This window comes from Veillonella sp. CHU740 (genome assembly GCF_003992055.1).
GTDB lineage: Bacteria > Bacillota > Negativicutes > Veillonellales > Veillonellaceae > F0422.
Genome location: NZ_RQVD01000011.1, coordinates 51,794 through 75,617, shown reverse-complemented (window position 1 = coordinate 75,617; position 23,824 = coordinate 51,794). Strand labels below are relative to the sequence as shown.

Below are 23,824 nucleotides of genomic sequence, written 5' to 3'. Positions count from 1 at the left end.
CAACTTTAAAATTCAATGAGCCTAGTATTTAACTAGGCTCATTGCTATTAAAACCAACTCATTTTGTCCTATAACCCAATAAATACGAATAGTCTATAATAAAAAACCACGTACATCAGTAATACTACTGATATACGTGGTTTTGTTATATTTTAGGCTGTGTGTACCCATTAGTTAGGGAAAATATAACCGTCGATAGCGTCAGCTTGTGTAATTTTGCTGTTGATGATGTATGGTTGTTCTACACCGTGGAAGTTACGTGTTCCGATAGTACCTTCCATTGTATACCAACTATGCTCTAACAATGGAGTAGTGGATGTATACTCAGTAGGTAATCCAAATGGAGCCATATCGGCTACACAACAGATCATTAAATCGCGAGCTAATACAAAGTCATTACCTTGCAAGGCTTTATCATGATAAGATACATAGCCTGTAGCGGATACTGTATAGCCTTTGTATTTTTCAATGTGATTAGATACTTTCAAGATCGTATCGTAGTAATTTCTAGATGTTAACGTAATATGACGATGAGCATCATCGATGCCATCACCAATATTCTTGTAGTCATTGGTAGGAACAGGTTCTTTTGTTACTGCAATCACTTGGTCTACAGGTTCTTCTGCAGGCAATGCAAATGCTTGTGCATGGAAGATAGATGGACTTAGTAATAATGTACACAAACCATACAGGATAGCATTTCTATAAGAAGAGCCATAGGATTTACGGAAGATGTTTCTACTAGCTTTTACGGTGCTCCAAAGTAATAATAATGTCAACGCCCAGAGTAAGGCGATGATATAGGAATTAGGAGCGATAAGGCGATAAATAGAGCCTGTTGTTAGTAAGTATAATAGAGATAGACTGCAACTAGCAGAAGCGATAACTTCTACAGCTGCGTGAATGTTGACAGTAGGGATATACTTCATAGTGCATAACCTCCTATTAGTGAATATAATATGCAAAGTATAGATGTACCCACGATGAGGGATATACTATATACTTTCACGAAAGAGCTAGGGAATAGGTTCCGTAATAATACATAGTTTTTAATATCTAGTAAAGGTCCAAAAATTAAGAATGCCAAAATTCCAGGTAGTGGAATGACACTGATGAAAGACCGAGCTATGATGGCATCTGCTGTGGAGCAGATGGATACGCAAAAGGCGAGAACCATCATGGCGAAAATGATTAAGATAGATCCAGATAGGGATATATCATGTAACCATTGTTTCGGTAGATATAATTGTAACCCACTACTTAGTATAGACCCAATTAAGATAAAGGGCAATAGGCGTAATGTTTCTTCTTGTAATCTACCAAAAAATCCAGTGTCATTTGACAGGGATTTTACGAGAGTTAACTGTTTCCATGGTGGGAATGCATCATGTCTGCCAAAGATGCGAGGGCCACAATATTGACTCACAATGAAAGCCAAGATAATTCCTAATATAGGCCGTCCCCAGAGAATCATCGGTTCTTTTGGAAAGGCATAATACGTAGATAAGAGTACGATGGGATTCAGCAAAGGACTGATCATCGTAAAGAATAGGCTTACCTTAGGAGCTATACCTTGTCGTGTTAAGCTTCGTAATACAGGAATGACAGCACAGTCGCATAGTGGCATGGTACAGGCCATTACAATGGCAAGTCCATAGGCTAATATAGGAGAACGATGCAGGTACTTTTCAATCCGATAGGGAGAGGCGTACTGCTCGACAATGACAGAAATACCTGTGCCCAAGAGTAGGAAGGGAACCATTTGCAACATAATCGCTGTTGTCATAGTAATCCAAGTCGGTTGGGCATAAAAGATATAGCCAAATAGAAGTGCTAAGATCAGTAAGGCATATGGTTTCCACCGAGATTTTGCCTTTTGTATAGGTTTTGCCAACGTCCATTGTTGAATGGTTTGACATCCAATCCATGTACTATCTGGAGTAAGTTCTGTATATTGTTTGTCTTTTTCGTTTGTACTGTTTCCTAATAGGATTGTATTACTATATCGTATTTGTGATAAAGGAATGGCACCTAAGTAGGGTAATTGTGTTTCAATCCAAGAAGGATTTGTTACATAATAAATGTGTTGAATATCTAGCATATCTCCTAAGGGAGATTGTAAACAGATACGTTCAAATGTTTCGATAGAACCGACGCCGTTCCATTCAATCCAAAGTTCTCGGTAGGTATGGTTGTGCAATACTTCACAACATTGTGTAACAATAGAATCAGGATCGTCATCGATAGAAAAGGTTTTTACTCGGTCGTCGGAAAGAGCAGGACTTGTTAGGCCCTGCTCAAATTGAAACAGACAAACATTAGAAATTTTGTGACTTTCAATACCTGCAGTGATGGCAGTGGTTTTCCCAGATCCGAGAAATCCCATCACCACATAGGTAGGAATCTTTTGCATACTCATTTACATCGTACCATTAATAAAAGATTGCAATGCATCATTGTTTAAGGAAGGTCCAATGATGGTCAAATAGGAATCATGTAATGTAGTAGGAGTAATCTCCAAACTAGTTCCATTATATTGTACCAAGGCTTGACCACCTGTGGAAAGAGGGATACAACCTTTTAACCTCAAAATCTGGCCACTTGTATTCGTGTCGATTAAGGCTTGTAAATGCAAGTGCCATTCCGATATTGTTCTAGGCAAGGTACATTCTACAGTACATGTCAAGAAAGAATCTTTTGCTTGTGCATGGTGAGCAATGTGATCATGATGTGGAATTTCTGGATGGTTCCGATTTGTATGATGGCCTTTGTGATTTTCGATAGTTTGTGTAGGAGCTAAAGAAGAAACTGCCTGCTCATGTGGGTGCATGGAAATATATTTTGAAAGTGTAAGTTCTTCCCAAGGTAATATATAAATGGGAGCCGCTGGGTTTAGGATGCGGATAATTTCCAATGTTTCTTGTAAAAGCTGATCATCTTCTTGATGACTAATAAAGACTTGGCTAGAATAGGCAATTTGGTCTTTGAAGAAGATGCCAAAATTTTTGTAATACATAGGAGCTCGCATAGCATCCACAATGGATACACAACCAGTGAGCTCAATGTGTTTGGCAATAGATGGATCTTTGCAGATGGCTAGAATATCTGATAATTGACTAACCCCAGATGGTTCAATAATGATATACTCTAAATCTTTAGTATCTAGGATATCTGCCAAAGCTCGTCTGAAATCGCCAGCTAAACTGCAACAAATGCAGCCAGAGGTCAACTCTCTAACGGTATAGCCTTTTTCTCTAAGGATGGCTCCATCTAAATTAATCTGTCCAAAATCATTTTCTAACACTAGTATCTTGGATGGGTCTGGTAATTCTTGAATCAATTGCTGTATAAACGTAGTCTTACCGGCCCCCAAGAAACCAGAGATGATGTAGACTTTTACTTTGTTCCCCTCTGTAGATTTCATTACTTTTTTAAAAGCTCGGGTCATAAAATTCATCATACATCATCACCTCCAATTCATTGTAAAATAATAGTAATAAAGATCTTGCATAGATAGTATACTCTCTTTCAAAAAGGTATGCATGAATAGTTGAGCATTTCAGTTGATATTATCATAAATAATTCTCAAATTTAAAAATAAATGATAAAAAATCGAAAAAATTAGAAAAAGTATATTGATTTGTTTCGATGAATCTGTTATAATGAAATCACGATATGGGAACATATCAATATGTTTATTGTCAGTAATTTATAATAGTATACATGAGGTGTAATAAAATGAATCAAAAAGTAGCTCAAGCTTTAAATGAACAAGTAATTTTCGAATTTAATGCAGCATCCACTTACCTAGCTCTTTCTTTAGCTATGGCTGATGCTAACTTCAAAGGTTTCTCTGCATGGTTACGTGCACAATACCAAGAAGAAGTAACACATGCTTTCAAATTCATCGATTACTTACAAAGCAACAACGAAAAAGTAACATTAGGTGATGTAAAAAATACAGCATCTACTTTGACTAATCCATTAGACGTGGCAAAAGCAGTATTGGCTCACGAGCAAATGATCACTGGTAAAATTCACGACTTATATGCATTAGCATTAGAAGAAAAAGATTATGCAACAGTATCCTTCTTGAACTGGTTCGTAGAAGAGCAAGTAGAAGAAGAAGCAAATGCAACTGATTTAGTAGATCAATTCACATTTGCACAAGATAGCCGTTCTGCACAGTTATTCTTGGACTCCAAATTAGGTAGCCGTCAATAATTGTCTAGGTGAGTCTTATCATACTATTTCGCTTTTACACACAAACCTAACACATAAAAAAACACACAAAATATACACAAAAGAGCGGAATTGTTTACTAAGAACAAGTAGACATTAGAAGTAGCATATCCAATAGGATATGCTACTTTTTTTAATATAAAAGTCAAAAAGTCAAAAAAGTGTTTGACAAAGGTCAAAAAGTCAGATATACTGTACTCAAGATAAAAAGACAAAAAGTCAAACTAAGGAGTTTGGCCTATTATTTAGTAGATAGAATTTAGAAAAGAGGAAGTTATGAGTGTTTTAGCAGATAAAATTGAACAATTTATATTGACAAAACTATTAGAAGAGCAAGAAGGTATTACGGTTAGACGTAACGAACTAGCGGAAACATTAGATTGTGCACCGTCACAGATTAGTTATGTATTGAGTACACGATTTTCTAATGATAGAGGATTTATAGTACAGTCTAGACGTGGATTAGGCGGGTCTATTACGATTACGAGAATCTTAGAGCCACAACCGACACATGTTCTAATTCCTTTACAGCAACATCTGCATCGTAGAAATGAGGAAGAACCGCAGATCACAATTGGTCATGTAGATAAGGTATTATTTCAACATATGCAAGAGGCGCGAATTACAAAGCGGGAAGCGGCAATGTTACATGAAGCATTTCTTAGGATCTTAACAGATGTGCCTATGGAGTATAGAAAGGAATCGGCAGAACGATTCTATGAAGCCATTATGAATATTGTCAATGAGGAGGTGTAAGTGATGAAATGTGAATCTTGTGGTCATGAGCAGGCTAGTGTTCATATGACATCGATTGTAAATGGTGTGAAAGAGGAACATCATTACTGCACGCAATGTGCGAGTCAAAAAGAGCAAGGACAAAGTTCCATGTTTTCCTCTATGTTTGATGATACATTTTTTAATAATCAATTTTTTGCCAATGCTATCTATCCGCAGGGAACATTGAGTTCTAGTAAGACAATCCAGTGTCCACAATGTGGAATGACGATTTCAGAATTCAATCATCTTGGCAGATTGGGCTGCGATACTTGCTATAGTGCATTTCAAAATCAATTGACACCTTTGATTAAACGGATACAGGGCTCTGTTTCCTATGAGGGGCGAGTACCACAACGAGGGGCGGCAGATTTAAAAGTGGAGAAACAAATTCAACAGCTTAGACATGAGTTGGTACAAGCCGTCAAACAGGAGTTATTTGAAAAAGCAGCAAATATTCGAGACAAAATTAAATCGTTAGAAGAGTCAAAAGGATCCAAATAAGGAGGAGCTATGTTACAAACAATTTTAGATGAACCCATGTCTCCTTGGATGAAAGGAACAGAAAAGGCTCATCCCATCGTATTATCTAGTCGCATACGATTGGCGAGAAATTTTAAAGGTATACCATTTACGAGTCGAGGGAAAAAAGAGGCTATCGATACAGTAGAACAACAAATGCGATCGGCGATGAATCCTTTACAAGCCGCCTATGGTTCGACGTTTACAAAGATTAATTTAGAAACATTAGAGCCCATAGAACGAGATGTATTAGTAGAAAAGCATTTAATTTCCCCGAAATTGGCGGAATCGTATCAAGGGCGAAGCGTTATTATCTCAGAGGACTGTCGAATTTCCATTATGGTAAATGAAGAAGATCATTTGCGAATTCAGTCTATGGAGATAGGCTTACAATTAAAAGAAGCTTATGAAAAGGCAATGATCGTTGATGATGCCATTGAAAGCAAATATGATTATGCATTTTCCAAGGAGTTTGGATACCTAACTGCATGCCCTACGAATGTAGGCACAGGATTACGAGCATCGGTGATGGTACATGTACCGGCATTGGCTATGACTGGGAAGTTGCAGCGGATTATTCGAAGTATTATTCGCATGGGCTATTCTGTGCGAGGACTCTATGGTGAGGGATCTGAAGGATTAGGCCATGTGTATCAAATTTCAAACCAACAGACAATGGGGATTAGCGAAGAGGCTACCATTGAACAACTTTCACAGATCGTACGAGGTATTGTGAAAGAAGAAGAAGCGTCGAGATCTGAACTATGGAGTACAGATCGAGAAGGCATTGAAGATCGAGTGTGGCGGTCCTATGGTATTGTAAGTCATGCACGGCGCATATCCGGAGAAGAGGCATTGTCCTTATTAAGTGATGTACAATTAGGCGTCGATATGAAGCTTTTACCTGTCACATTAAATTTTCAAGAGTTATTAGTCATTACGAGACCTAATTTTTTAGGTAAGTTAGTTGGTAAGTCAACGATGGGAACTCAGGAGCGAGATAGTCGTCGGGCACAAGTGATTCGAGATATATTAGAACAAGGTTCAAAAGGAGGAACATTATGATAGAAAGATATACAGAAGGGGCTAAACGAGCATTAGCGATTGCCCAAGAAAAAGCAATAGAATTCAAACATAATTATGTGGGGACAGAGCATGTACTATTAGGGCTAGTAGAGGAAGAAAAATCTGTATCAGCTCGTGCATTAGCTGCGCTTGGTATTAAAGGAAAAGAGTTGGAAGCAGAGGTAGTAGCAGCTGTTGGTAAAGGTACCCATAGTGGCGGACAATTACAAATGACGCCGCGTACTAAACATGTGCTAAATTTAGCACAAGAAGCGGCTAATAGTCGAGGTCACAACTATATCGGAACAGAGCATATTTTGCTAGGCCTATTGTCCGATGGTGGCGGCGTGGCTATGCAACTATTGACATCCAAAGGGATACGTCCAGAAGATGTAGTTGAAAAAGTCAATGCTATCGTTGGTGGTGATGAAACAGGTGGAACTCCAGCACAAGGGGGTACAGGTGATTTAGGCGATATCTCTGACTATGCCATTGATTTGAATGAAAGTGCAAAACAAGGAAAAATTGATCCTGTCATTGGCCGAGATACAGAAATCCAACGAGTGATACAAATTTTAAGCCGTCGTACTAAAAACAATCCTGTCCTAATTGGTGAACCTGGTGTTGGTAAAACAGCGATTGCCGAAGGATTAGCACAGCGAATCGTAAGCGGTGATGTTCCTGATGTATTGCGAGATAAACGCATTATTTCTGTGAACTTAGGTTCTATGCTGGCAGGGGCTAAATACCGTGGTGAATTTGAAGAACGCTTGAAAAAAGTGATGGATGAAGTGCAATCGCATGAGGATATGATTGTATTTATTGATGAAATTCATACATTGATTGGAGCTGGAGCATCTGAAGGTGCTATGGATGCAGCGAATATTTTAAAACCAGCCTTGGCACGGGGGAACTTCCAAGTCATTGGGGCCACTACATTAGATGAATATAAGAAACATATTGAAAAAGATGCAGCTTTAGAACGTCGTTTTCAACCGGTGCAAGTGGGAGAACCAAGTGAAGAAGATGCATTGCACATTTTGAAAGGTTTACGTGATCGATATGAGGCTTTCCATAAAGTGCAAATTACAGATGATGCGTTAGCGGCGGCAGTACATTTATCGAGTCGCTATATTGCAGATCGATTCTTGCCAGATAAAGCAATCGACGTCATGGATGAAGCGGCTTCTAAAGTACGAATGGCTGTCTTTACAGCAACACCGGATGTGAAAGCCTTAGAAGATGAACTTCTTCGTGTCCGCAAAGAAAAGGAAGCAGCCATTACAGCACAAGATTTTGAGCAAGCTGCAGTGTTGCGAGATAAAGAAAAAGAATTGGAAGCAGATATTGCATCTAAGCAAGAAGATAGCAACAAAGAGAGTGAATCTAAATTAGTGGTTACAGAATCTGAAATTGCTGCTGTTGTATCTGAATGGAGTGGCATTCCAGTATCTCGTGTGGCAGAAGAAGAGTCAGAGCGACTTTTAAAATTAGAAGAAGAACTTCATCAACGTGTCATCGGACAAGAAGAAGCCGTTGTAGCTGTATCGAAAGCGGTACGACGTGCTAGAGCAGGCTTGAAAGATCCGAAACGTCCAATTGGCTCCTTCTTATTCTTAGGACCTACTGGGGTAGGTAAAACAGAGTTAGCTAGATCGTTGGCATCCAACCTATTCGGTGATGAAAATGCTATGATTCGTATCGATATGTCAGAATATATGGAAAAACATGCGGTGAGTCGCTTAGTGGGAGCGCCTCCGGGCTATGTAGGCTATGATGAAGGAGGTCAATTGACAGAAGCTGTACGCCGTCGTCCATATAGTGTAATCCTCTTTGATGAAGTGGAAAAAGCACATCCTGATTTCTTTAACATATTATTACAAGTTTTAGATGATGGACGATTGACAGATAACCAAGGCCGTACAGTAGACTTTAGAAATACAGTGATCATTATGACAAGTAATTTAGGGGCTAAGTATCTAAAAGAGGACACTGCTGCTATGGGATTCTTAGCGGCCAAAGAGTCTGGAGACACAAAAAAAGATACGGAATCTGCTAAAAAAGAAGTCTTGCAAGCTGTGAAAGCACATTTCCGTCCAGAATTCTTGAATCGAGTGGATGAAATGATCGTATTCCATGCCTTGGAAACAGAGCAACTACAACAAATTGTACGTATCTTGTTACAATCAGTTACTACTCGTTTGCATGAACAAGGGATGGAACTAGAAGTATCTGATGAAGCTATGGCGAAAATCGTAGCAGAAGGTACCGATATTGCCATGGGGGCAAGACCATTAAAACGCGCTATCCAACGATTAGTAGAAGATCCAATTTCTGATGCTATTCTGGAAGGCAGAGCAGGTGAGGGTAAAACACTTCATGTTGTCGTGGAAGATGATGATATTGCAATTTCTGTAAAATAATATAGATAAGAGCTATTTCTAGTTATGCTATCACTAGAAGTAGCTCTTTTTCTTATTGTGAACGTAAACAAAGGAGATCATTTCAGTTATACGGTGAATCCCTGTTGTGATATGACTGCATATCAGATCTTACTTGTATGAGGTGTACGAAAAGTGGCTGGATGATGATTTATATTTATTTTACAGAATGCTATTTTTTTTATACACTATATGGTAGGTATATTCTTAATTATTTGTATGAGGTATAACATGAAAGAAGTTATTTTAGTTACATCCTTTGGATCTACAGTTGATAGTGCCAGAGAAAATCAAATTTTGCCGGTGGTTGAGACGATTCGTAAAGCGCATCCTACGCATGAAGTGCGTGTGGCTTTCACATCTCGCATTGTGATTAAACGGTTAAAAGATAGAAATATTGTATTCCAAAATGAAATCGAAGCGATGGAATCCATTATGGCAGATGGATTTGAACGTGTCATTGTGCAACCAACGCATTTAGTAGGAGGCGCTGAGTTTGATAAGCTTCGAAAAAACATTATGGCATTCCAAGGGCAAGGTTCCATCAAAGAGATTGCAGTAGGTCGTCCATTACTGTACTTCATGGGTCAAGAGGAAGAAGTGCCAGATGATTATCAAACTTTAATTGATCGTTTTATTAAAAACTTGAACGTTCCTAACACAGAAGACTTGTTATTAGTGGGCCATGGTGGGTTTAATGTAGGTAATGCTTCTTATGCAGTACTACAGTTGAAATTACAACATGAAGGGATTCGTAATACATCGATTGCTACATTAGAGAACTTTCCTACCCCAGAAGATGTGTTGGAACACTGGGAACAAGAAGGACATATCCATAAAAAAGTGCATTTGCATCCATTATTATTAGTGTGTGGGGACCATGCATTAAATGATTTATTTGGAGATGAAGAAGATAGCTTGACATCAGTATTAAACGAGGCAGGCTATGAAGTAGTACAATACAAAAAGGGTCTTGGTGAGTATCCAGAGATTCAAAACATTTACGCAGAACATTTGGCAGATGCGATGGAAGGCTTGTATCAAAACCGATTATAATCTAGTGGCATAGATGGAGTGTTCTTGTGGCTCGTCTAAAGAGTCTGTGGGCTGAGCTCAAGGAGTAATTTCGTATACATTAGATACTATTCATGATATACTAATTAAGTTCGAGTATTGTTGGGTATAGTGGCTTTCACTAACCCTGTTTAGATAGAAGAGGTGTCCTTATGAAAGGTAAATTATATGGTATTGGTGTAGGTCCAGGGGATTCTGAATTAATGACGGTGAAAGCGGCTCGCATAGTAGGAGAAGCAGATGTTATTATTACACCGAAAACAGAAAAGAAAGATGGATCTGTAGCATTGCATATTGCAGAACCATATATTCAAGAGCATACAGAAATCGTACCCGTTGTATTCCCAATGGTATTAGACGACAATGAACAATCTAAAGGTTGGGAAGAAGCCCGCCAAATCATTACTGGTTTATTAGAGCAAGGTAAACAAGTTGTGTTCTTAACGTTAGGGGATCCAATGTTCTACAGCACATACATGTATGTGTATCGTCTAGTAGAATCTGCTGGATTTGAGATTGAAACAATTCCTGGTGTGACGGCGTTCTGCGCTATCGGTTCTCACCTTGGATATCCAATCGTAGAAAAGGAAGAAGTATTGGCTATCATTCCTGCAACGGCACCAAAAGAAAAAATCGATGCTGTATTAGCAGTGGCTGATGATGCGGTTATCATGAAAGTATATAGAAACTTTGCAGAAGTGCAAGACACACTTCGTAAACATGATATGGCAGAAGATGCGGTAATGATTTCTCGTGTGGGTTTACCAGAAGAGGAAGTGTATCGCAATGTAGATGCATTGCCATCTGACACAAAATTAAATTATTTATCTACAATTTTGGCGAAACGTAAAGATCGCTAAGAGGTATTCTATGAACACTGTACAACGACCAAGAATTGTCATAGCCGGCACCAATTCAGGTGTAGGGAAAACAACGATAGTAGCAGGGCTGTTAGCAGCTTTGACAGAGCAGGGCAAGGCGGTACAGGCATTTAAAGTGGGCCCGGATTATATTGATCCGGGCTTTCATAAAATTGCTAGCCAACGAGAGTGTTATAATTTAGATACATGGCTTGTACCACCCCATAAACTAGTTCCATTTTTTGTGGGGCAAGCAGAAACAGCAGATATTTCCATTATTGAAGGTGTGATGGGCCTCTATGATGGAGGACGAGAAGGTGTAAGTTCTACTGCGCAAGTGGCTAAGGATTTACAAGCTCCAGTGGTGCTTGTCATCGACTGTAAGGCCATGGGGGAAAGTGCAGCAGCCATTGCAAAAGGATTCCGTGATTATGATCCAGAGGTGCAATTTGGAGGCGTCATTTTAAACCGATTGGGGTCGGATAATCATGAGCATATGATTCGTTCTGCGATGAAAAAATTAGGGATTCCTGTATTGGGGGCTATTCGTCGAGATGAACGGATGCAGTCTCCAGAACGTCATTTAGGCTTAACACCTGTTACAGAAATCGATCCTACAGAAGCGATTGCTACGATTCGTGATGCGGTGAAAGTAATGGTCAATCTAGATGCTTTGGTAGAGCTCGGGAAAAGTGCTGTAGATTTACCGGCTGAGGGTATGGAATCTGTGACGGCTGTTGAAAAACGAGCTCGTATTGGCATTGCTATGGATGAAGCTTTTTCTTTCTATTATCCAGCTAGTTTAGCAGCCTTAGAGGCAGCGGGAGCGGAGCTCCACTACTTTAGTCCCCTTCAAGATGCGGCATTACCTGACGTAGATGGAGTGTTCTTTGGAGGTGGTTTCCCAGAGATGTTTTTATCGCAACTAAGCGCCAATACATCTATGCAGGATAGCATTCGCCAAGCCAGTGAACAAGGAATGCCTATCTATGCAGAATGCGGTGGATTGATGTACATGACAGAGGCTGTTACGGATTTTGAGGGATATACGTACCCAATGGTGGGCTTAGTGCCAGCTACTTGTGAAATGCAACAAACGTTGCAACGGGTAGGATATGTGAGCGCCACTATGCTAGAACCTAATATTCTAGGATCTGTGAAAGATCATTTGCGTGGCCATGAATTCCATTTTTCTACAATGACTCCAACACAAAGTCCATTTCCTTGGGCCTTTGAGTTAGTAGGGGGACGTAAACCAAAAGCTTACCAAGGCGGTTATGCACATAAAAATATCTTGGCGTCCTATTTGCATATTAATTTTTCGGGTAGTGAGGATGCAGCTAGATGTTTTGTAGACTCCTGTGAACGATATAGTAAGCAATCATAAAGAAGTGAGTATTAGTGTGAAGTGTTTGGATATACTATCAGGTGGAAGCCTCACACAGATACGAGAGAGCGATTGGAATACAAAAACCACCTGCCATAGTAGGTGGTTTTTAATATATTCGAAGATTGAATAGATAATTGGTAATGATACTAGTATATATGGTTTGTAAGGATAGGTGAAACATATGGCAGAAGGATTAATTTTAGTCAATACAGGTGAAGGTAAAGGAAAAACAACGGCAGCACTTGGAGTGGCCCTTCGGTCTGCAGGTTGTGGTCGAAAGGTGTTGATTTTACAATTTATTAAAAGTGGGGCTAACTATGGTGAATTGGCAGGCATAGATTTGTTACCTACTGTAGAAATTCGTTCCATGGGAAAAGGTTTTATCTTTCATAAACAAGAAGAGTCGGAAGAGAAGATGAAAGAACATCAACAAGCTGCGAAAGAAGCGTGGGCTATGGTGGAACGAGAAGTGCAATCCGATGCATGGGATCTTATTATTCTCGATGAGATTAACTATGCCATCCACTATGGATTAGTGGATGTAGAAACAGTAGTACACTTGTTGCAACACAAGCCAGAACGATTGGATATGATTTTAACAGGACGTAATGCAAAACCAGAGATTATTGAGCTCGCTCATACGGTGACGGAAATGAAAGTTGTGAAGCATGCGTATCAACAAGGTATCAAAGCGAAACGAGGCATTGAGTTCTAATTGAGTTGCTAACTATGCTATTTATTAATATAGTATGCTAAAAATAAAAGTATTATGCATAAACCATATCGAAAAACTTAAAAATAGTCCTTGATTAAGTTTATAAAAACAAGTACAATAATACTGTACTGATTTAGTGCTTTACATGGAAAGGTTTCCATGTTTGGATATGATATTAATTCAAGGGGGTTATACCTATGGCAATCACTAATTATGTAAAAACAGCAGAATTTGCAACAGAAAAACACGTTCCAGTTATCACAGCACCTGATACTGTAAAAGCTGGTGAACGCGTAGTTATCGAATTAGAAGTGGGCAAAGATATTGCACATCCTAATACAGTAGAACATCACATTTCTTGGATCAAATTATACTACGTAGAAGAAGGTACAAAACTTCCTTACGAAGTAGCTCGTCTTGAGTTCAACGTACATGGTGAAGCTCCTACAGGTGCTAACGAAGGTCCTGTACATGCGGAGTCTGCTGGCGTAGTAGTAGCATCTTTCAAAAAATCTGGTCGTTTGATTGCAACTTCTTACTGCAACATCCACGGTTTGTGGGAATCTGAAAAAGATATCGTAGTAGAAGCATAATTACATGAAGAAAAGGCTGTCGTTGGATAGCATATCACGATGATAAAAAGGGTAGTTGTATTTTGTGCAACTGCCCTTTTGTAGTTTGGATATTAGTCCGGATTAGTATATGTTATATATATTATATATAACTGGTGATAGGCAATAGTATGAATATATAAAGTATCTACTGTAAATAGACAAATGTATAATAAAAATAAAATAAAAGTATACAAAAATCCTTTACAATACTGGTGTAGTGTGATAGATTATTAGAGACATTATTTTACTATATATATTATTAGATGAGGGATTGCAGTGGCATTAATTGTAAAAAAATTTGGTGGTAGCTCTGTAGCAACACCTGAAAAAATATTTAATATTGTAGATCGCGTATTGCGTGATAAACAAGCTGATGATCGTATTGTTGTTGTTGTGTCTGCGATGGGAGATACAACAGATGACTTAGTGACATTGGCGAAAGAAGTAACGTCTATGCCATATGGTCGTGAAATGGATCGTCTTCTCTCTACGGGAGAGCAAGTAACGATTGCATTGATGGCCTTAGCATTCCAAGCTAAAGGACATGCAGCCGTTTCTATGACAGGGGAACAAGCGGGGATTGCTACTAGTGATGCTTTTGGAAAAGCTCGTATTCTAGATATCAATCCTGAACGTGTATTACGTGCCTTAGATGATGGCAATATCGTTGTGGTGGCAGGCTTCCAAGGCAGAACAGAAGAAGGGGATATTACGACACTCGGTCGTGGTGGATCCGATACAACAGCTGTAGCATTAGCGGGGGCTATGCAAGCGGATGTATGCGAAATTTTTACAGATGTAGATGGTGTATATTCTACAGATCCACGTGTAGCGCCAGGAGCTATTAAGTTGAAAGAAATCACGTATGGTGAAATGCTAGAGATGGCACGTTTGGGTGCTGGTGTTATGCAACCAAGAGCAGTTGAGATGGGACATCGATATGGGGTGCCAATCCATGTTCGCTCTACTTTCAGTGATGAAGAGGGAACCATTATTCGAGAGGAGTATACAATGAAAGCAAATCAATATGCCATTACAGGCGTTGCAGATGATACAAATGTTGCTAAAGTGAGTCTTGTAGGTGTTGAGAATATTCCAGGCGTGGCACATCAAGTGTTCCAAGCCTTAGCAGATAAAAGTATTGATGTAGATATGATTGTGCAAAGCATTCGCACCACAGATGATAAATGTACAGATATCGTATTTACCATCACTCGTGATGATGTAAACTTGGCAAAACAAGTGTTAGATACATTGAGCACTACGATGTCTATAGAAGAATGCATTATTAATGAAAATATGGCAAAAGTATCCATCGTTGGAGCAGGTATGCTAGGTCAACCAGGCGTAGCAGCTAAAATGTTTGGTATTCTTTCTGATGAGAATGTTAATATTGAAATCATTAGCACTTCCGAAATCAGCATTTCTTGTTTGATTGCAGAAGAACATATCAAAACAGCAGTACGTGCCATTCATGATAAACTTGTGTTGGATGGCAGAGGCTAAGAAGTCTGAGAAAAGAAGGTATGGGAATGAATGATAAGAAGAAGGAACGATACATACAATTAGGATTGTTGGGAGCATTGGTAGCACTAGGTATTTTAGTGCATATCCTTGTTCCAGGATTCTATGATGATATGTGGGAACTTGTCATATCAGGTGATGTGAATCGCATGGCAGAAGTATTGCAATCCTATGGTCCTTGGGCCATGGTGATTAGCTTTGTCTTAGATGTATTGATCAATGCATTAGGATTTTTGCCGTCCATCTTCTTTTCCACAGCTAATGGCTTGCTCTTTGGTGTCGTTCCGGGAATTATCATTTCTTGGCTAGCGGAAACCGTAGGTGTTGTGCTGAGCTTTATGATTATGCGATACATCTTGCGTGATACGGCTCATAAGGTCATTGAAAAAAGTGAATTTTTGCTGAAAGTAGATGACTTTAGCGGAAAGAATGGCTTAGCTGTCATGTTATTTGCTCGTACCATTCCCTACTTTCCTAGTGGTGTCATCACTGCATTAGGTGCGATTAGTCAGATTTCATTGCGGGATTATATCATTGCGAACTTAATTGGTAAGTTTCCGTCTACAGCATTGGAAGTAATCGTAGGACATGATGCAGTTTTGCTGCAAGATAACCTAGGGCGTCTGACCGTTGTCATTGTGGCGGCCACTGTTGTGTATTTCTTGTTGTGGAAAGGATATCAGCGGTGGGTGAAAGGGCGGTAGTTATAAAGAAGAGGAACGTTGATCGATAGTGATCAACGCTCCTTTTTTATATTGTATGATGACTCTTACTAGATGCGTAGGGGTTATTCGGTTATAGTCCTCAAATTGTATTTCCCCCTCTACTCGTGTATAATAGCAAGTATAGAGATTTTTAAAGGATAAAGAATTAAACAGGAGGCATGGAATGAATCGATTCCAAATGGAACTCGCAGGTCGTACGTTAACGATCGAAACTGGCGAGTTAGCAAAACAAGCAAGTGGTTCTGCATTGGTACAATATGGTGATACGGTTGTATTGGTTACAGCAACAGCATCTAAAGAAGCGAAAGATATCGACTTCTTCCCTTTGACAGTAGATTATGAAGAAAAAATGTATGCTGTTGGTAGATTCCCAGGTGGCTTTATTAAACGTGAAGCACGTCCACCAGAGTCTGCGATTTTAAACAGCCGTTTAATTGACCGTCCAATTCGTCCTTTATTCGATAAAGGTAGCCGTAATGAAGTCCATGTAGTTGCTACAGTTTTGTCTGTTGATCATGACCATGCACCTGAGATTTGCGCATTAATTGGTGCGTCTGCAGCATTGTCTATTTCAGATATTCCATGGGCAGGCCCAATTGCAGGAGTTCGCATGGGTCTAGTCAATGGTTCTATCGTTGTGAACCCAACAGAGGCACAATTAGAAGAAACTACATTGAACATGGTAGTGGCTGGTACAAAAGATGCAATCTTGATGGTAGAAGGGGAAGCAAACGAAATCCCTGAAGACATCATCTTAGAAGTTATCATGACAGCCCATGAAGAAATCAAAAAAATCGTAGCTTTCCAAGAATCTATGGTGGCTGAAATTGGACATGCAAAACGCACATTCCCAATTAAAGAAGTAGATCCAGTGGTAGCAGAAGCAGTTCGTGCCTATGCACATGCCAAATTAGATGCAGCTGTACGTTGCGCAGATAAAGTACAACGGGAAGAACAACAACAAGCGGTATTCGAAGAAGTGTTAGCTCATTTCGAAGAACAATTCCCTGAACAAGCGAGCGATATTTATGCTACCTTAGAAAAAATGGTAAAAGAAATTGTACGTCATATGATTACGGTAGAAAAAATCCGTCCAGATGGCCGTCAATTAGATGAAGTTCGTCCGATTTCTTGTCGTGTTAATGCATTACCACGCACACATGGTTCTGGCTTATTTACACGTGGACAAACACAAGTATTAAACATTTGTACATTGGCTCCGTTATCTGAAAAACAAACCATCGATGGCATTGGTTTAGATACAGAAAAACGCTATATCCATCATTACAACTTCCCATCTTACTCCGTAGGGGAAACTCGCTCTTCTCGTGGTCCTGGACGCCGTGAAATCGGTCACGGTGCATTAGCTGAAAGAGCGTTACTAGCGGTGCTTCCAACAGAAGAAGAATTCCCATATGCTATGCGCTTGGTATCTGAAGTATTAGAATCCAACGGCTCTAGTTCCATGGCCAGCGTGTGTGGTTCTACCTTATCCTTGATGGATGCAGGGGTACCTATTAAAGCGCCAGTAGCAGGTGTTGCTATGGGACTTGTGACACAAGATGCACATTATACGATCTTAACAGATATCCAAGGTATGGAAGATGCCCTAGGTGATATGGACTTCAAAGTAGCAGGTACTACAAAAGGGGTAACTGCGATTCAAATGGATATTAAAATTTCTGGTTTGTCTCGTGAGATTTTAGAAGAAGCCTTGGCGCAAGCTCATAAAGGTCGTATGCACATCATGGGAAAAATGATGGAAGCTATCGACGCACCTCGCGAAGAAATGTCTAAATGGGCTCCTCGCATTGTAACGATGAAAATTGATCCAGATAAAATCCGTGATGTAATCGGCACTGGTGGTAAGGTGATTCGAGGCATCATTGAAGAAACAGGTGCTAAAATTGACATCGAAGATGATGGCACAATCTCTATTGCTGCCGTAGAAGCAGAAGCTGCTGAAAAAGCAATCCAAATCATTACAAACTTAACAAAAGAAGTTGAAGCTGGTGAAGTGTACATGGGTGCAGTGACTCGCTTGATGAACTTTGGTGCTTTTGTAGAAGTATTACCTGGTAAAGAAGGATTAGTACATATTTCTCAACTAGCAAGAGAGCGTGTTGAAAAAGTAGAAGATGTAGTGAATGTAGGCGATGAAATTATGGTAAAAGTTATCGAAATTGATGACAAAGGCCGTATCAATTTATCCCGTAAAGAACTATTGAAGTAGTAGAGGTGTAACATGGATATTCGTGGATTTGAAGTGGTATCTGCGTTTGAGGGACATGATATTAACTTACCGAAGCGCAAAACTTCTGAGAGTGCAGGGTATGACATTGAGTGTGCAGAAGCTATTGTAATAGAGCCTAAAGAGACAGTTTTGATTCCCACCGGATTAAAAGCATTCATGCACTATGATGAATATTTAGCGATTCATGTTCGCTCTAGTATGGCTATTAAACGAGGTTTGATCTTAGTTAATAGTACAGGTATCATTGATTCCGACTATTATAACAATGAAGATAATGAAGGTCATATTATGATTGCTATGTACAATATGACTGATGAGCCTGTAGCTTTGTTAAAAGGTGAAAGAATTGCACAAGGGATTTTCTGTAAATATCTATTGACGCATGATGATGATGCTTGTGGTATTCGTGTCGGTGGCATTGGTAGTACAGGACGCCAATAAGTATATTTCTAATTCAATACTGTAAGTAGTACCTTGAGCCTTTATTGGATAGGACTATACATAAAGAACCTAAGCGTTATAGTTTAGGTTCTTTTACATGGATAGGGGATAGAATCTTGAAAGATTGAATTTCATTGTGAATTTGGGGTATAATGTAATGTAATGTAGAATATCCTGAGGAGGACGTACTGTGTTTAGTTATGCAAAGCAACAATGGAAATTAGGAAAAACCATATATAGAAGTCAAAGTTGGCAAGAAAAACGAAGAACGCTAGTCTTTACCCTTCGAGCTATTAAGAATAGAGCAGAAATGACACAGCTACAAGAGTTTTTCGACTCCTATGAGGCATATCCTGGTTTATTAAAAGTACAGGAAGGCATATGGGAAGTAGTAACGCGAGTATTCTTGTATAAGAATTCAAGAGCCTCTGAACGTGCAGATGCAATCATTCAACACTTTTCCTTATTGCCAGACTATTTTTTAGAGAGTACGATTCAACAATTATATAATCCTAATGAGGAAGGCATCATATTTTGGAACTCTGAAGAGTTAGCATTAGATGCAAAGCTTTGCTTTATTCCAGGACAAAGAAAAGAAGGTCTTCTGACATTAGTGTTGCGTTATGAAGAGCATGGCTTATACCACATTAATTTTAGATTTGGTAAGGATACACAGGGAAACCCATGTATTTGGGTAGGTACCATTCAAGGATATAAAGATGGACTAAGTAGGGCCAAACAGTTAACAAAAAAAATGCATGGATATCGACCTAAAAACTTTATCTTTTTCTTGCTTCGTCAATTAGCAACTAATATGGGGATTCAACATATATATGCGGTATCTGATGAAGGATTTTTTTCTAATTCACATGCACTGCGATTTCATCGACATAAATTAGTGAATTTTGATGAGTTTTGGCAAGAGCTAGGTGGTCATGTATGGGACGAGGATTCTAGATTTTTTGTGATTCCTGTTGAAGAAGAACGAAAAACGTATGAAACAGCTAAGACACATAAGCGCAATATGTATCGCAAGCGCTATGAGATGCTAGATGCTTTTATAGAGGAAATTCGTCGTCAAGTAGATACATTCTTGCGAAGAAAATAGGAGGATTGCCTATGAAATGTCCATATTGTCATCATGATGAAATTAAAGTAACAGATTCTCGCTCCACAGATGATAACAACATTCGTCGTCGTAGAGAATGCATGAATTGTGGAAAACGTTTTACGACGTATGAAGTCATCGAAGATCTACCTATTATGGTTGTTAAACGAGATCAAAAAAAAGAATTATTTGATCGGTCTAAATTGATGAATGGACTTTGGAGATCTTGTAGTAAACGTGGTGTATCTACAGATCAATTGGAAGCCATTGTCAATGAAACAGAAAAACAAATTCGCATGGAAGTAGAACAAGAAATTAGTACTGAGCGTATTGGAGAAATTGTATTATCTTTATTAAAAGACGTAGACCAAGTCGCTTATGTTCGATTTGCTTCTGTGTATCGTCAATTTAATAATGTAGAAAGTTTTTTACAAGAACTACATGAATTATTGGATAATCATGGAAAGGATTTAAAGCATGAGTGAGTTACATCCGATTATTGGTGCTAGTATTTCTGACCATGTAGATACCTTAAGTGCTACATTTGAGGTCATGAATGTCATAGAAGAAATGGCAGCACGATGTAAAGTAGCATTGGCAACAGGAAATAAGATATTATTTTGTGGAAATGGAGGCTCTGCAGCGGATTCACAGCACATAGCAGCGGAGTTAATTGGTCGTTTTCAAAAGGAACGACGCTCTTTGGCTGCCATTGCATTGACCACAGATACATCCATCCTGACAGCAGTGGGTAATGACTATGGATTTGAGGATATCTTTTCTCGTCAAGTGGAAGGCTTAGGTCGTTCTGGAGATATTCTAATCGGCATTTCTACTTCTGGTAATAGTAAAAATGTAGTGAAAGCCGTAGAAGTTGCGCGCAATGTGGGTATGCATACCTTTGCGTTTACTGGTGAAAGCGGTGGGAAATTAGAAGAACTTTGTGACTTAACGTTTGCTGTGCCCTCTAAGGTGACAGCACGCATTCAAGAAATGCATATTTTAGCAGGTCATATTTTATGTGAATTGGTGGAAGAAGAGTATGCGTAATCGCACATTACAATCCTTTTTAACGAAAGAGCTACCCTCTTTACGAGTGGGTGTCATTGGAGATTGCATGTTGGATCGCTATATTTTTGGTAATGTGACACGTATATCTCCAGAATCTCCAGTACCAGTGAATTTGGTTGAGCGAGAAACAGAGGTGCTAGGTGGAGCAGCGAATGTAGCCAATAATCTAGCTCGTTTAGATTGTGAAGTACATATGGCAGCTCGTGTTGGTAATGATGCACATGGCATGATTGTGCGACAACAATTACAGGATAATCGAATCCATAGTCATGGAGTATTTGTAGAGGATGGAATTCCCACAACAACAAAAACACGCATTCTAGGAGGACAACAGCAGATTGTTCGTCTTGATTATGAAGTAACGAAACCTCTTACAGAAGAAAGTGAAGAGCATATCTTACATTGGCTAGATGTATTAATCGAAAAGAAATTACAAGGGCTCGTAATTTCGGATTATGGTAAAGGTGTTTGCCAACCGCCCTTATTAGCACAAGTATTTGAACGTACTAAAAAACATGGCATTATGACGATTGTGGATCCTAAAGGATCTGATTGGTCAAAATATAATGGGGCGACTTGTATTACCCCCAATGTGAAAGAATTAAGTGTGGCTGTTGGCTATGAAGTGGAAAATACAGATGAAGCTGTTGTACAAGCAGCGCATCAAATCTTAAGTCAAATGGATTTGGAATTCATCGTTGTCACACGATCAGCCAAAGGCGTTACGTTCGTTCGTAAAGATGGTAATATATGGCACAATGGAGAAACAAAGAAACAGGATGTATTTGATGTAAGCGGTGCTGGTGATACGGTGGTGGCTATGATGTTAACTACCTTGATAGCAGGACTCTCTGTACGTGCCGCTCTAGTAGCAGCTAATGCAGCCGCGGGAATTGTAGTATCTAAGGTAGGAACCTATCCAATTCATCGTCAAGAGTTATTAGACTTACTATCTAAGATCAAAGCAAAAAAAGAAGAAAAAGAAATGCTGTATTCTGTAGAGGCTTTGGCAAAAAAAATCCGCACCTGGCAGAATCGAGGAGAAGTCGTTGTATTTACTAATGGATGTTTCGATATTTTGCATCGTGGACATTTGACGTACTTAAAAGAAGCGGCTAATTTAGGTGATCATTTAATAGTGGCCCTTAATTCTGATGCTTCCGTGCGGCGTTTAAAAGGTGAAAGTCGTCCGATTAACCATGAATTAGATAGAGCTTTATTAATGAGCTCGTTGGGATTTGTAGACGGGGTTGTATTATTTGAAGAAGATACACCATCAGAAATACTTTCAAAGTTGCACCCAAATATTTTGGTTAAAGGTGGCGATTATAAGCCAGAAGATGTGATTGGAAAAGAGTTTGTAGAAGAGGTTCAAATTTTACCATTTCAAGATGGATATTCTACGACGAGCATCATTGAACGAATTCAAGGATCAGTAGAGGAAGGAACACTATGATTATTGTTACAGGTGGCGCTGGATTTATCGGCTCCAATATTGTAAAAGAGTTAAATAACAAAGGTCGTAACGATATACTTATCGTGGATGACTTGACAGATGGTCGTAAAATTCGCAACATCGAAATGCTTGATTTTGCAGACTATATTGATTATGAAGATTTCGATACAGCAGTAGAACAAAATACTTTTGACTGCGGCCCTATTGAAGTGGTATTTCATGAAGGTGCTTGTGCAGACACTATGAATTATGATGGTCGTTTCATGATGAAAAACAACTATGAAGGGTCTAAAAATCTCTTTCATTATTGTCAAGAACGAAGAACACCATTCATTTACGCATCCTCTGCATCTACCTATGGCCATGGTACAAAAGGATTTAGAGAAGATCCTGAATGCGAGCAAGCATTGAATCCCTATGCATATTCAAAATTATTATTTGATCGATATGTGGCAAAATATAGAAACAGCTTAGAATCTCAATGTGTAGGCTTACGTTACTTTAATGTATTTGGTCCTAACGAGACACATAAGGATAAGATGGCCTCCTTAGTGCGTCAAATGTACTATAAATTGATGGAAACTGGCGAAATTACGTTGTTTAAAGGAATCGATGGGTATGGAGATGGAGAACAAACTCGTGATTTCATTTATGTGAAGGACGTAGTGAATGTCAATTTCTATTTCTGGGAACATCCTGAGATCAGTGGTGTTTTCAACTGTGGAACGGGTCATGCCCATACATTTAATGAATTCATGAAAGCTGTTATTTCCTTCGCTGGAAAAGGTGAGATTCGTTATATTGACTTCCCAGAAGTATTAAAAGGGAAATACCAAAGTTATACGCAAGCAGATACTACAAAGTTATTAGGTGCAGGTTATGACAAAGGATTTACACCATTAGAGCAAGCGGTTCATGAATATTGTGCATTATTACGAGATAATGAAGGGTATGTAAAATAATGGAAACGAGACAGGTATTATTTTTAGATCGTGATGGCGTCATTAACGTTGATGTGGGATATTTATCAAATCCAGAGCAATTGGAGTTTATTCCAGGGGCTATTGACGCTATGAAAGAGGCTCAAAAACGAGGGTATGATATTATTGTGGTGACCAACCAAAGTGGTGTAGCCCGTGGTTTCTATACAGAACAAGAGGTTGTGGCTTTGCATGAAGAGATGTCTCGTCGTTTAGAAGCGCAAGGTGTTACAATTTTGGCGTATTACTATTGCCCACATCATCCAGAAGGAAAGATAGAAGCCTACACAAAAACATGTGAGTGCCGTAAACCAAGTCCAGGTATGCTTAGAAAAGCTATTGAAGAATGGAATGTGGATGTAGATGGTAGTTTTCTTGTAGGAGATAAACCATCTGATGTGCAAGCAGCTGAATCTATTGGCATGCGTGCGTATCCATTTGAAGAAGAAAACTTAATGACCTTCTTAGAGCCTATCTTCGCATGGGAAGAAGGGCGTAAGTTATTGGGATTATAATTAAGAACTCTTTATATGGCTAGTCCTAATATTTACTATAGTACCTAGGAAAA

23 protein-coding genes are annotated in these 23,824 nt (G+C 39.1%); 20 read left to right on the top strand and 3 right to left on the bottom strand.

The window, feature by feature from the left end; all coding sequences use genetic code 11:
• Positions 1-170: 170 nt before the first annotated feature.
• From EO115_RS06970 to EO115_RS06960, 3 genes are read right to left on the bottom strand one after another with little or no spacing between them, the layout of a single operon-like run.
• Entirely contained in the window at positions 171-929 is a 759-nt protein-coding gene (locus EO115_RS06970; RefSeq protein WP_126938233.1) for a TIGR03943 family protein, read from the bottom strand.
• Positions 926-2,419 carry a permease gene (locus tag EO115_RS06965; protein ID WP_126938232.1) on the bottom strand — a complete coding sequence of 498 codons (1,494 nt, stop codon included), beginning with the start codon at positions 2,417-2,419 and terminating at the stop codon, positions 926-928. The genes EO115_RS06970 and EO115_RS06965 overlap by 4 nt, the downstream gene beginning before the upstream one ends.
• Positions 2,420-3,460: a GTP-binding protein gene (locus EO115_RS06960; protein WP_126938231.1), complete on the bottom strand. Its 1,041-nt coding sequence runs from the start codon at positions 3,458-3,460 to the stop codon at positions 2,420-2,422.
• A 278-nt stretch (positions 3,461-3,738) separates the two neighbouring features.
• Between EO115_RS06960 and EO115_RS06955 the strand changes: the two genes are divergently transcribed.
• From EO115_RS06955 to gmhB, 20 genes are all read left to right on the top strand, one after another.
• On the top strand, positions 3,739-4,224 hold the full coding sequence (locus tag EO115_RS06955) for a ferritin (RefSeq protein WP_126938230.1): 486 nt from the start codon (positions 3,739-3,741) through the stop codon (positions 4,222-4,224).
• Between the two features lie 294 nt (positions 4,225-4,518).
• Positions 4,519-4,998: a CtsR family transcriptional regulator gene (locus EO115_RS06950; protein WP_126938229.1), complete on the top strand. Its 480-nt coding sequence runs from the start codon at positions 4,519-4,521 to the stop codon at positions 4,996-4,998.
• 3 nt (positions 4,999-5,001) lie between these two features.
• A complete protein-coding gene (locus EO115_RS06945; RefSeq protein ID WP_126938228.1) occupies positions 5,002-5,520 on the top strand; it encodes a UvrB/UvrC motif-containing protein in 519 nt (172 codons plus the stop codon).
• A gap of 9 nt (positions 5,521-5,529) precedes the next feature.
• Positions 5,530-6,603 carry a protein arginine kinase gene (locus tag EO115_RS06940; RefSeq protein ID WP_126938227.1) on the top strand — a complete coding sequence of 358 codons (1,074 nt, stop codon included), beginning with the start codon at positions 5,530-5,532 and terminating at the stop codon, positions 6,601-6,603.
• Positions 6,600-9,026 carry an ATP-dependent Clp protease ATP-binding subunit gene (locus EO115_RS06935; protein ID WP_126938226.1) on the top strand — a complete coding sequence of 809 codons (2,427 nt, stop codon included), beginning with the start codon at positions 6,600-6,602 and terminating at the stop codon, positions 9,024-9,026. The genes EO115_RS06940 and EO115_RS06935 overlap by 4 nt, the downstream gene beginning before the upstream one ends.
• Positions 9,027-9,275: 249 nt before the next feature.
• On the top strand, positions 9,276-10,100 hold the full coding sequence (locus tag EO115_RS06930) for a sirohydrochlorin cobaltochelatase (protein ID WP_126938225.1): 825 nt from the start codon (positions 9,276-9,278) through the stop codon (positions 10,098-10,100).
• Between the two features lie 170 nt (positions 10,101-10,270).
• Entirely contained in the window at positions 10,271-10,978 is a 708-nt protein-coding gene (gene cobI / locus EO115_RS06925) for a precorrin-2 C(20)-methyltransferase (protein ID WP_126938224.1), read from the top strand.
• 10 nt (positions 10,979-10,988) lie between these two features.
• Positions 10,989-12,365, top strand: coding sequence for a cobyrinate a,c-diamide synthase (locus tag EO115_RS06920; protein ID WP_126938223.1), 1,377 nt, complete (start codon positions 10,989-10,991; stop codon positions 12,363-12,365).
• 184 nt (positions 12,366-12,549) lie between these two features.
• On the top strand, positions 12,550-13,083 hold the full coding sequence (cobO, locus tag EO115_RS06915; protein ID WP_126938222.1) for a cob(I)yrinic acid a,c-diamide adenosyltransferase: 534 nt from the start codon (positions 12,550-12,552) through the stop codon (positions 13,081-13,083).
• Positions 13,084-13,280: 197 nt separating this feature from the next.
• Positions 13,281-13,676 carry a class II SORL domain-containing protein gene (locus EO115_RS06910; protein ID WP_126938221.1) on the top strand — a complete coding sequence of 132 codons (396 nt, stop codon included), beginning with the start codon at positions 13,281-13,283 and terminating at the stop codon, positions 13,674-13,676.
• A 297-nt stretch (positions 13,677-13,973) separates the two neighbouring features.
• Positions 13,974-15,203 carry an aspartate kinase gene (locus EO115_RS06905; RefSeq protein ID WP_126938220.1) on the top strand — a complete coding sequence of 410 codons (1,230 nt, stop codon included), beginning with the start codon at positions 13,974-13,976 and terminating at the stop codon, positions 15,201-15,203.
• Positions 15,204-15,229: 26 nt separating this feature from the next.
• Positions 15,230-15,925 carry a TVP38/TMEM64 family protein gene (locus EO115_RS06900; protein WP_126938219.1) on the top strand — a complete coding sequence of 232 codons (696 nt, stop codon included), beginning with the start codon at positions 15,230-15,232 and terminating at the stop codon, positions 15,923-15,925.
• A gap of 184 nt (positions 15,926-16,109) precedes the next feature.
• Positions 16,110-18,179, top strand: coding sequence for a polyribonucleotide nucleotidyltransferase (locus EO115_RS06895; protein WP_126938218.1), 2,070 nt, complete (start codon positions 16,110-16,112; stop codon positions 18,177-18,179).
• Between the two features lie 12 nt (positions 18,180-18,191).
• The gene (locus tag EO115_RS06890) at positions 18,192-18,641 is read left to right on the top strand and encodes a dUTP diphosphatase (RefSeq protein WP_126938217.1); all 450 of its coding nucleotides are present in this window, start codon (positions 18,192-18,194) and stop codon (positions 18,639-18,641) included.
• 190 nt (positions 18,642-18,831) lie between these two features.
• On the top strand, positions 18,832-19,749 hold the full coding sequence (locus tag EO115_RS06885; RefSeq protein ID WP_126938216.1) for a DUF535 family protein: 918 nt from the start codon (positions 18,832-18,834) through the stop codon (positions 19,747-19,749).
• Positions 19,750-19,760: 11 nt separating this feature from the next.
• A complete protein-coding gene (nrdR, locus tag EO115_RS06880; RefSeq protein WP_126938215.1) occupies positions 19,761-20,234 on the top strand; it encodes a transcriptional regulator NrdR in 474 nt (157 codons plus the stop codon).
• Positions 20,227-20,799: a D-sedoheptulose 7-phosphate isomerase gene (gene gmhA, locus EO115_RS06875; RefSeq protein WP_126938214.1), complete on the top strand. Its 573-nt coding sequence runs from the start codon at positions 20,227-20,229 to the stop codon at positions 20,797-20,799. The genes nrdR and gmhA overlap by 8 nt, the downstream gene beginning before the upstream one ends.
• Positions 20,792-22,276, top strand: coding sequence for a D-glycero-beta-D-manno-heptose 1-phosphate adenylyltransferase (rfaE2, locus tag EO115_RS06870; protein WP_126938213.1), 1,485 nt, complete (start codon positions 20,792-20,794; stop codon positions 22,274-22,276). The genes gmhA and rfaE2 overlap by 8 nt, the downstream gene beginning before the upstream one ends.
• Positions 22,273-23,238, top strand: a complete 966-nt coding sequence (gene rfaD, locus EO115_RS06865; protein WP_126938212.1) for an ADP-glyceromanno-heptose 6-epimerase — start codon at positions 22,273-22,275, stop codon at positions 23,236-23,238. The genes rfaE2 and rfaD overlap by 4 nt, the downstream gene beginning before the upstream one ends.
• Positions 23,238-23,771 (top strand): D-glycero-beta-D-manno-heptose 1,7-bisphosphate 7-phosphatase, encoded by a 534-nt coding sequence (gmhB, locus tag EO115_RS06860; protein WP_126938211.1) that lies wholly within the window; start codon positions 23,238-23,240, stop codon positions 23,769-23,771. Before rfaD ends, gmhB begins: the two co-directional genes overlap by 1 nt.
• The last annotated feature ends 53 nt before the right edge of the window (positions 23,772-23,824 follow it).

Bases quoted from the DNA above. Each gene is read 5' to 3' on its own strand.
- EO115_RS06970 (WP_126938233.1), bottom strand. From the start codon at position 929: ATGAAGTATATCCCTACTGTCAACATTCACGCAGCTGTAGAAGTTATC.
- EO115_RS06965 (WP_126938232.1), bottom strand. From the start codon at position 2,419: ATGAGTATGCAAAAGATTCCTACCTATGTGGTGATGGGATTTCTCGGA.
- EO115_RS06960 (WP_126938231.1), bottom strand. From the start codon at position 3,460: ATGATGAATTTTATGACCCGAGCTTTTAAAAAAGTAATGAAATCTACA.
- EO115_RS06955 (WP_126938230.1), top strand. From the start codon at position 3,739: ATGAATCAAAAAGTAGCTCAAGCTTTAAATGAACAAGTAATTTTCGAA.
- EO115_RS06950 (WP_126938229.1), top strand. From the start codon at position 4,519: ATGAGTGTTTTAGCAGATAAAATTGAACAATTTATATTGACAAAACTA.
- EO115_RS06945 (WP_126938228.1), top strand. From the start codon at position 5,002: ATGAAATGTGAATCTTGTGGTCATGAGCAGGCTAGTGTTCATATGACA.
- EO115_RS06940 (WP_126938227.1), top strand. From the start codon at position 5,530: ATGTTACAAACAATTTTAGATGAACCCATGTCTCCTTGGATGAAAGGA.
- EO115_RS06935 (WP_126938226.1), top strand. From the start codon at position 6,600: ATGATAGAAAGATATACAGAAGGGGCTAAACGAGCATTAGCGATTGCC.
- EO115_RS06930 (WP_126938225.1), top strand. From the start codon at position 9,276: ATGAAAGAAGTTATTTTAGTTACATCCTTTGGATCTACAGTTGATAGT.
- cobI (WP_126938224.1), top strand. From the start codon at position 10,271: ATGAAAGGTAAATTATATGGTATTGGTGTAGGTCCAGGGGATTCTGAA.
- EO115_RS06920 (WP_126938223.1), top strand. From the start codon at position 10,989: ATGAACACTGTACAACGACCAAGAATTGTCATAGCCGGCACCAATTCA.
- cobO (WP_126938222.1), top strand. From the start codon at position 12,550: ATGGCAGAAGGATTAATTTTAGTCAATACAGGTGAAGGTAAAGGAAAA.
- EO115_RS06910 (WP_126938221.1), top strand. From the start codon at position 13,281: ATGGCAATCACTAATTATGTAAAAACAGCAGAATTTGCAACAGAAAAA.
- EO115_RS06900 (WP_126938219.1), top strand. From the start codon at position 15,230: ATGAATGATAAGAAGAAGGAACGATACATACAATTAGGATTGTTGGGA.
- EO115_RS06895 (WP_126938218.1), top strand. From the start codon at position 16,110: ATGAATCGATTCCAAATGGAACTCGCAGGTCGTACGTTAACGATCGAA.
- EO115_RS06890 (WP_126938217.1), top strand. From the start codon at position 18,192: ATGGATATTCGTGGATTTGAAGTGGTATCTGCGTTTGAGGGACATGAT.
- nrdR (WP_126938215.1), top strand. From the start codon at position 19,761: ATGAAATGTCCATATTGTCATCATGATGAAATTAAAGTAACAGATTCT.
- gmhA (WP_126938214.1), top strand. From the start codon at position 20,227: ATGAGTGAGTTACATCCGATTATTGGTGCTAGTATTTCTGACCATGTA.
- rfaE2 (WP_126938213.1), top strand. From the start codon at position 20,792: ATGCGTAATCGCACATTACAATCCTTTTTAACGAAAGAGCTACCCTCT.
- rfaD (WP_126938212.1), top strand. From the start codon at position 22,273: ATGATTATTGTTACAGGTGGCGCTGGATTTATCGGCTCCAATATTGTA.
- gmhB (WP_126938211.1), top strand. From the start codon at position 23,238: ATGGAAACGAGACAGGTATTATTTTTAGATCGTGATGGCGTCATTAAC.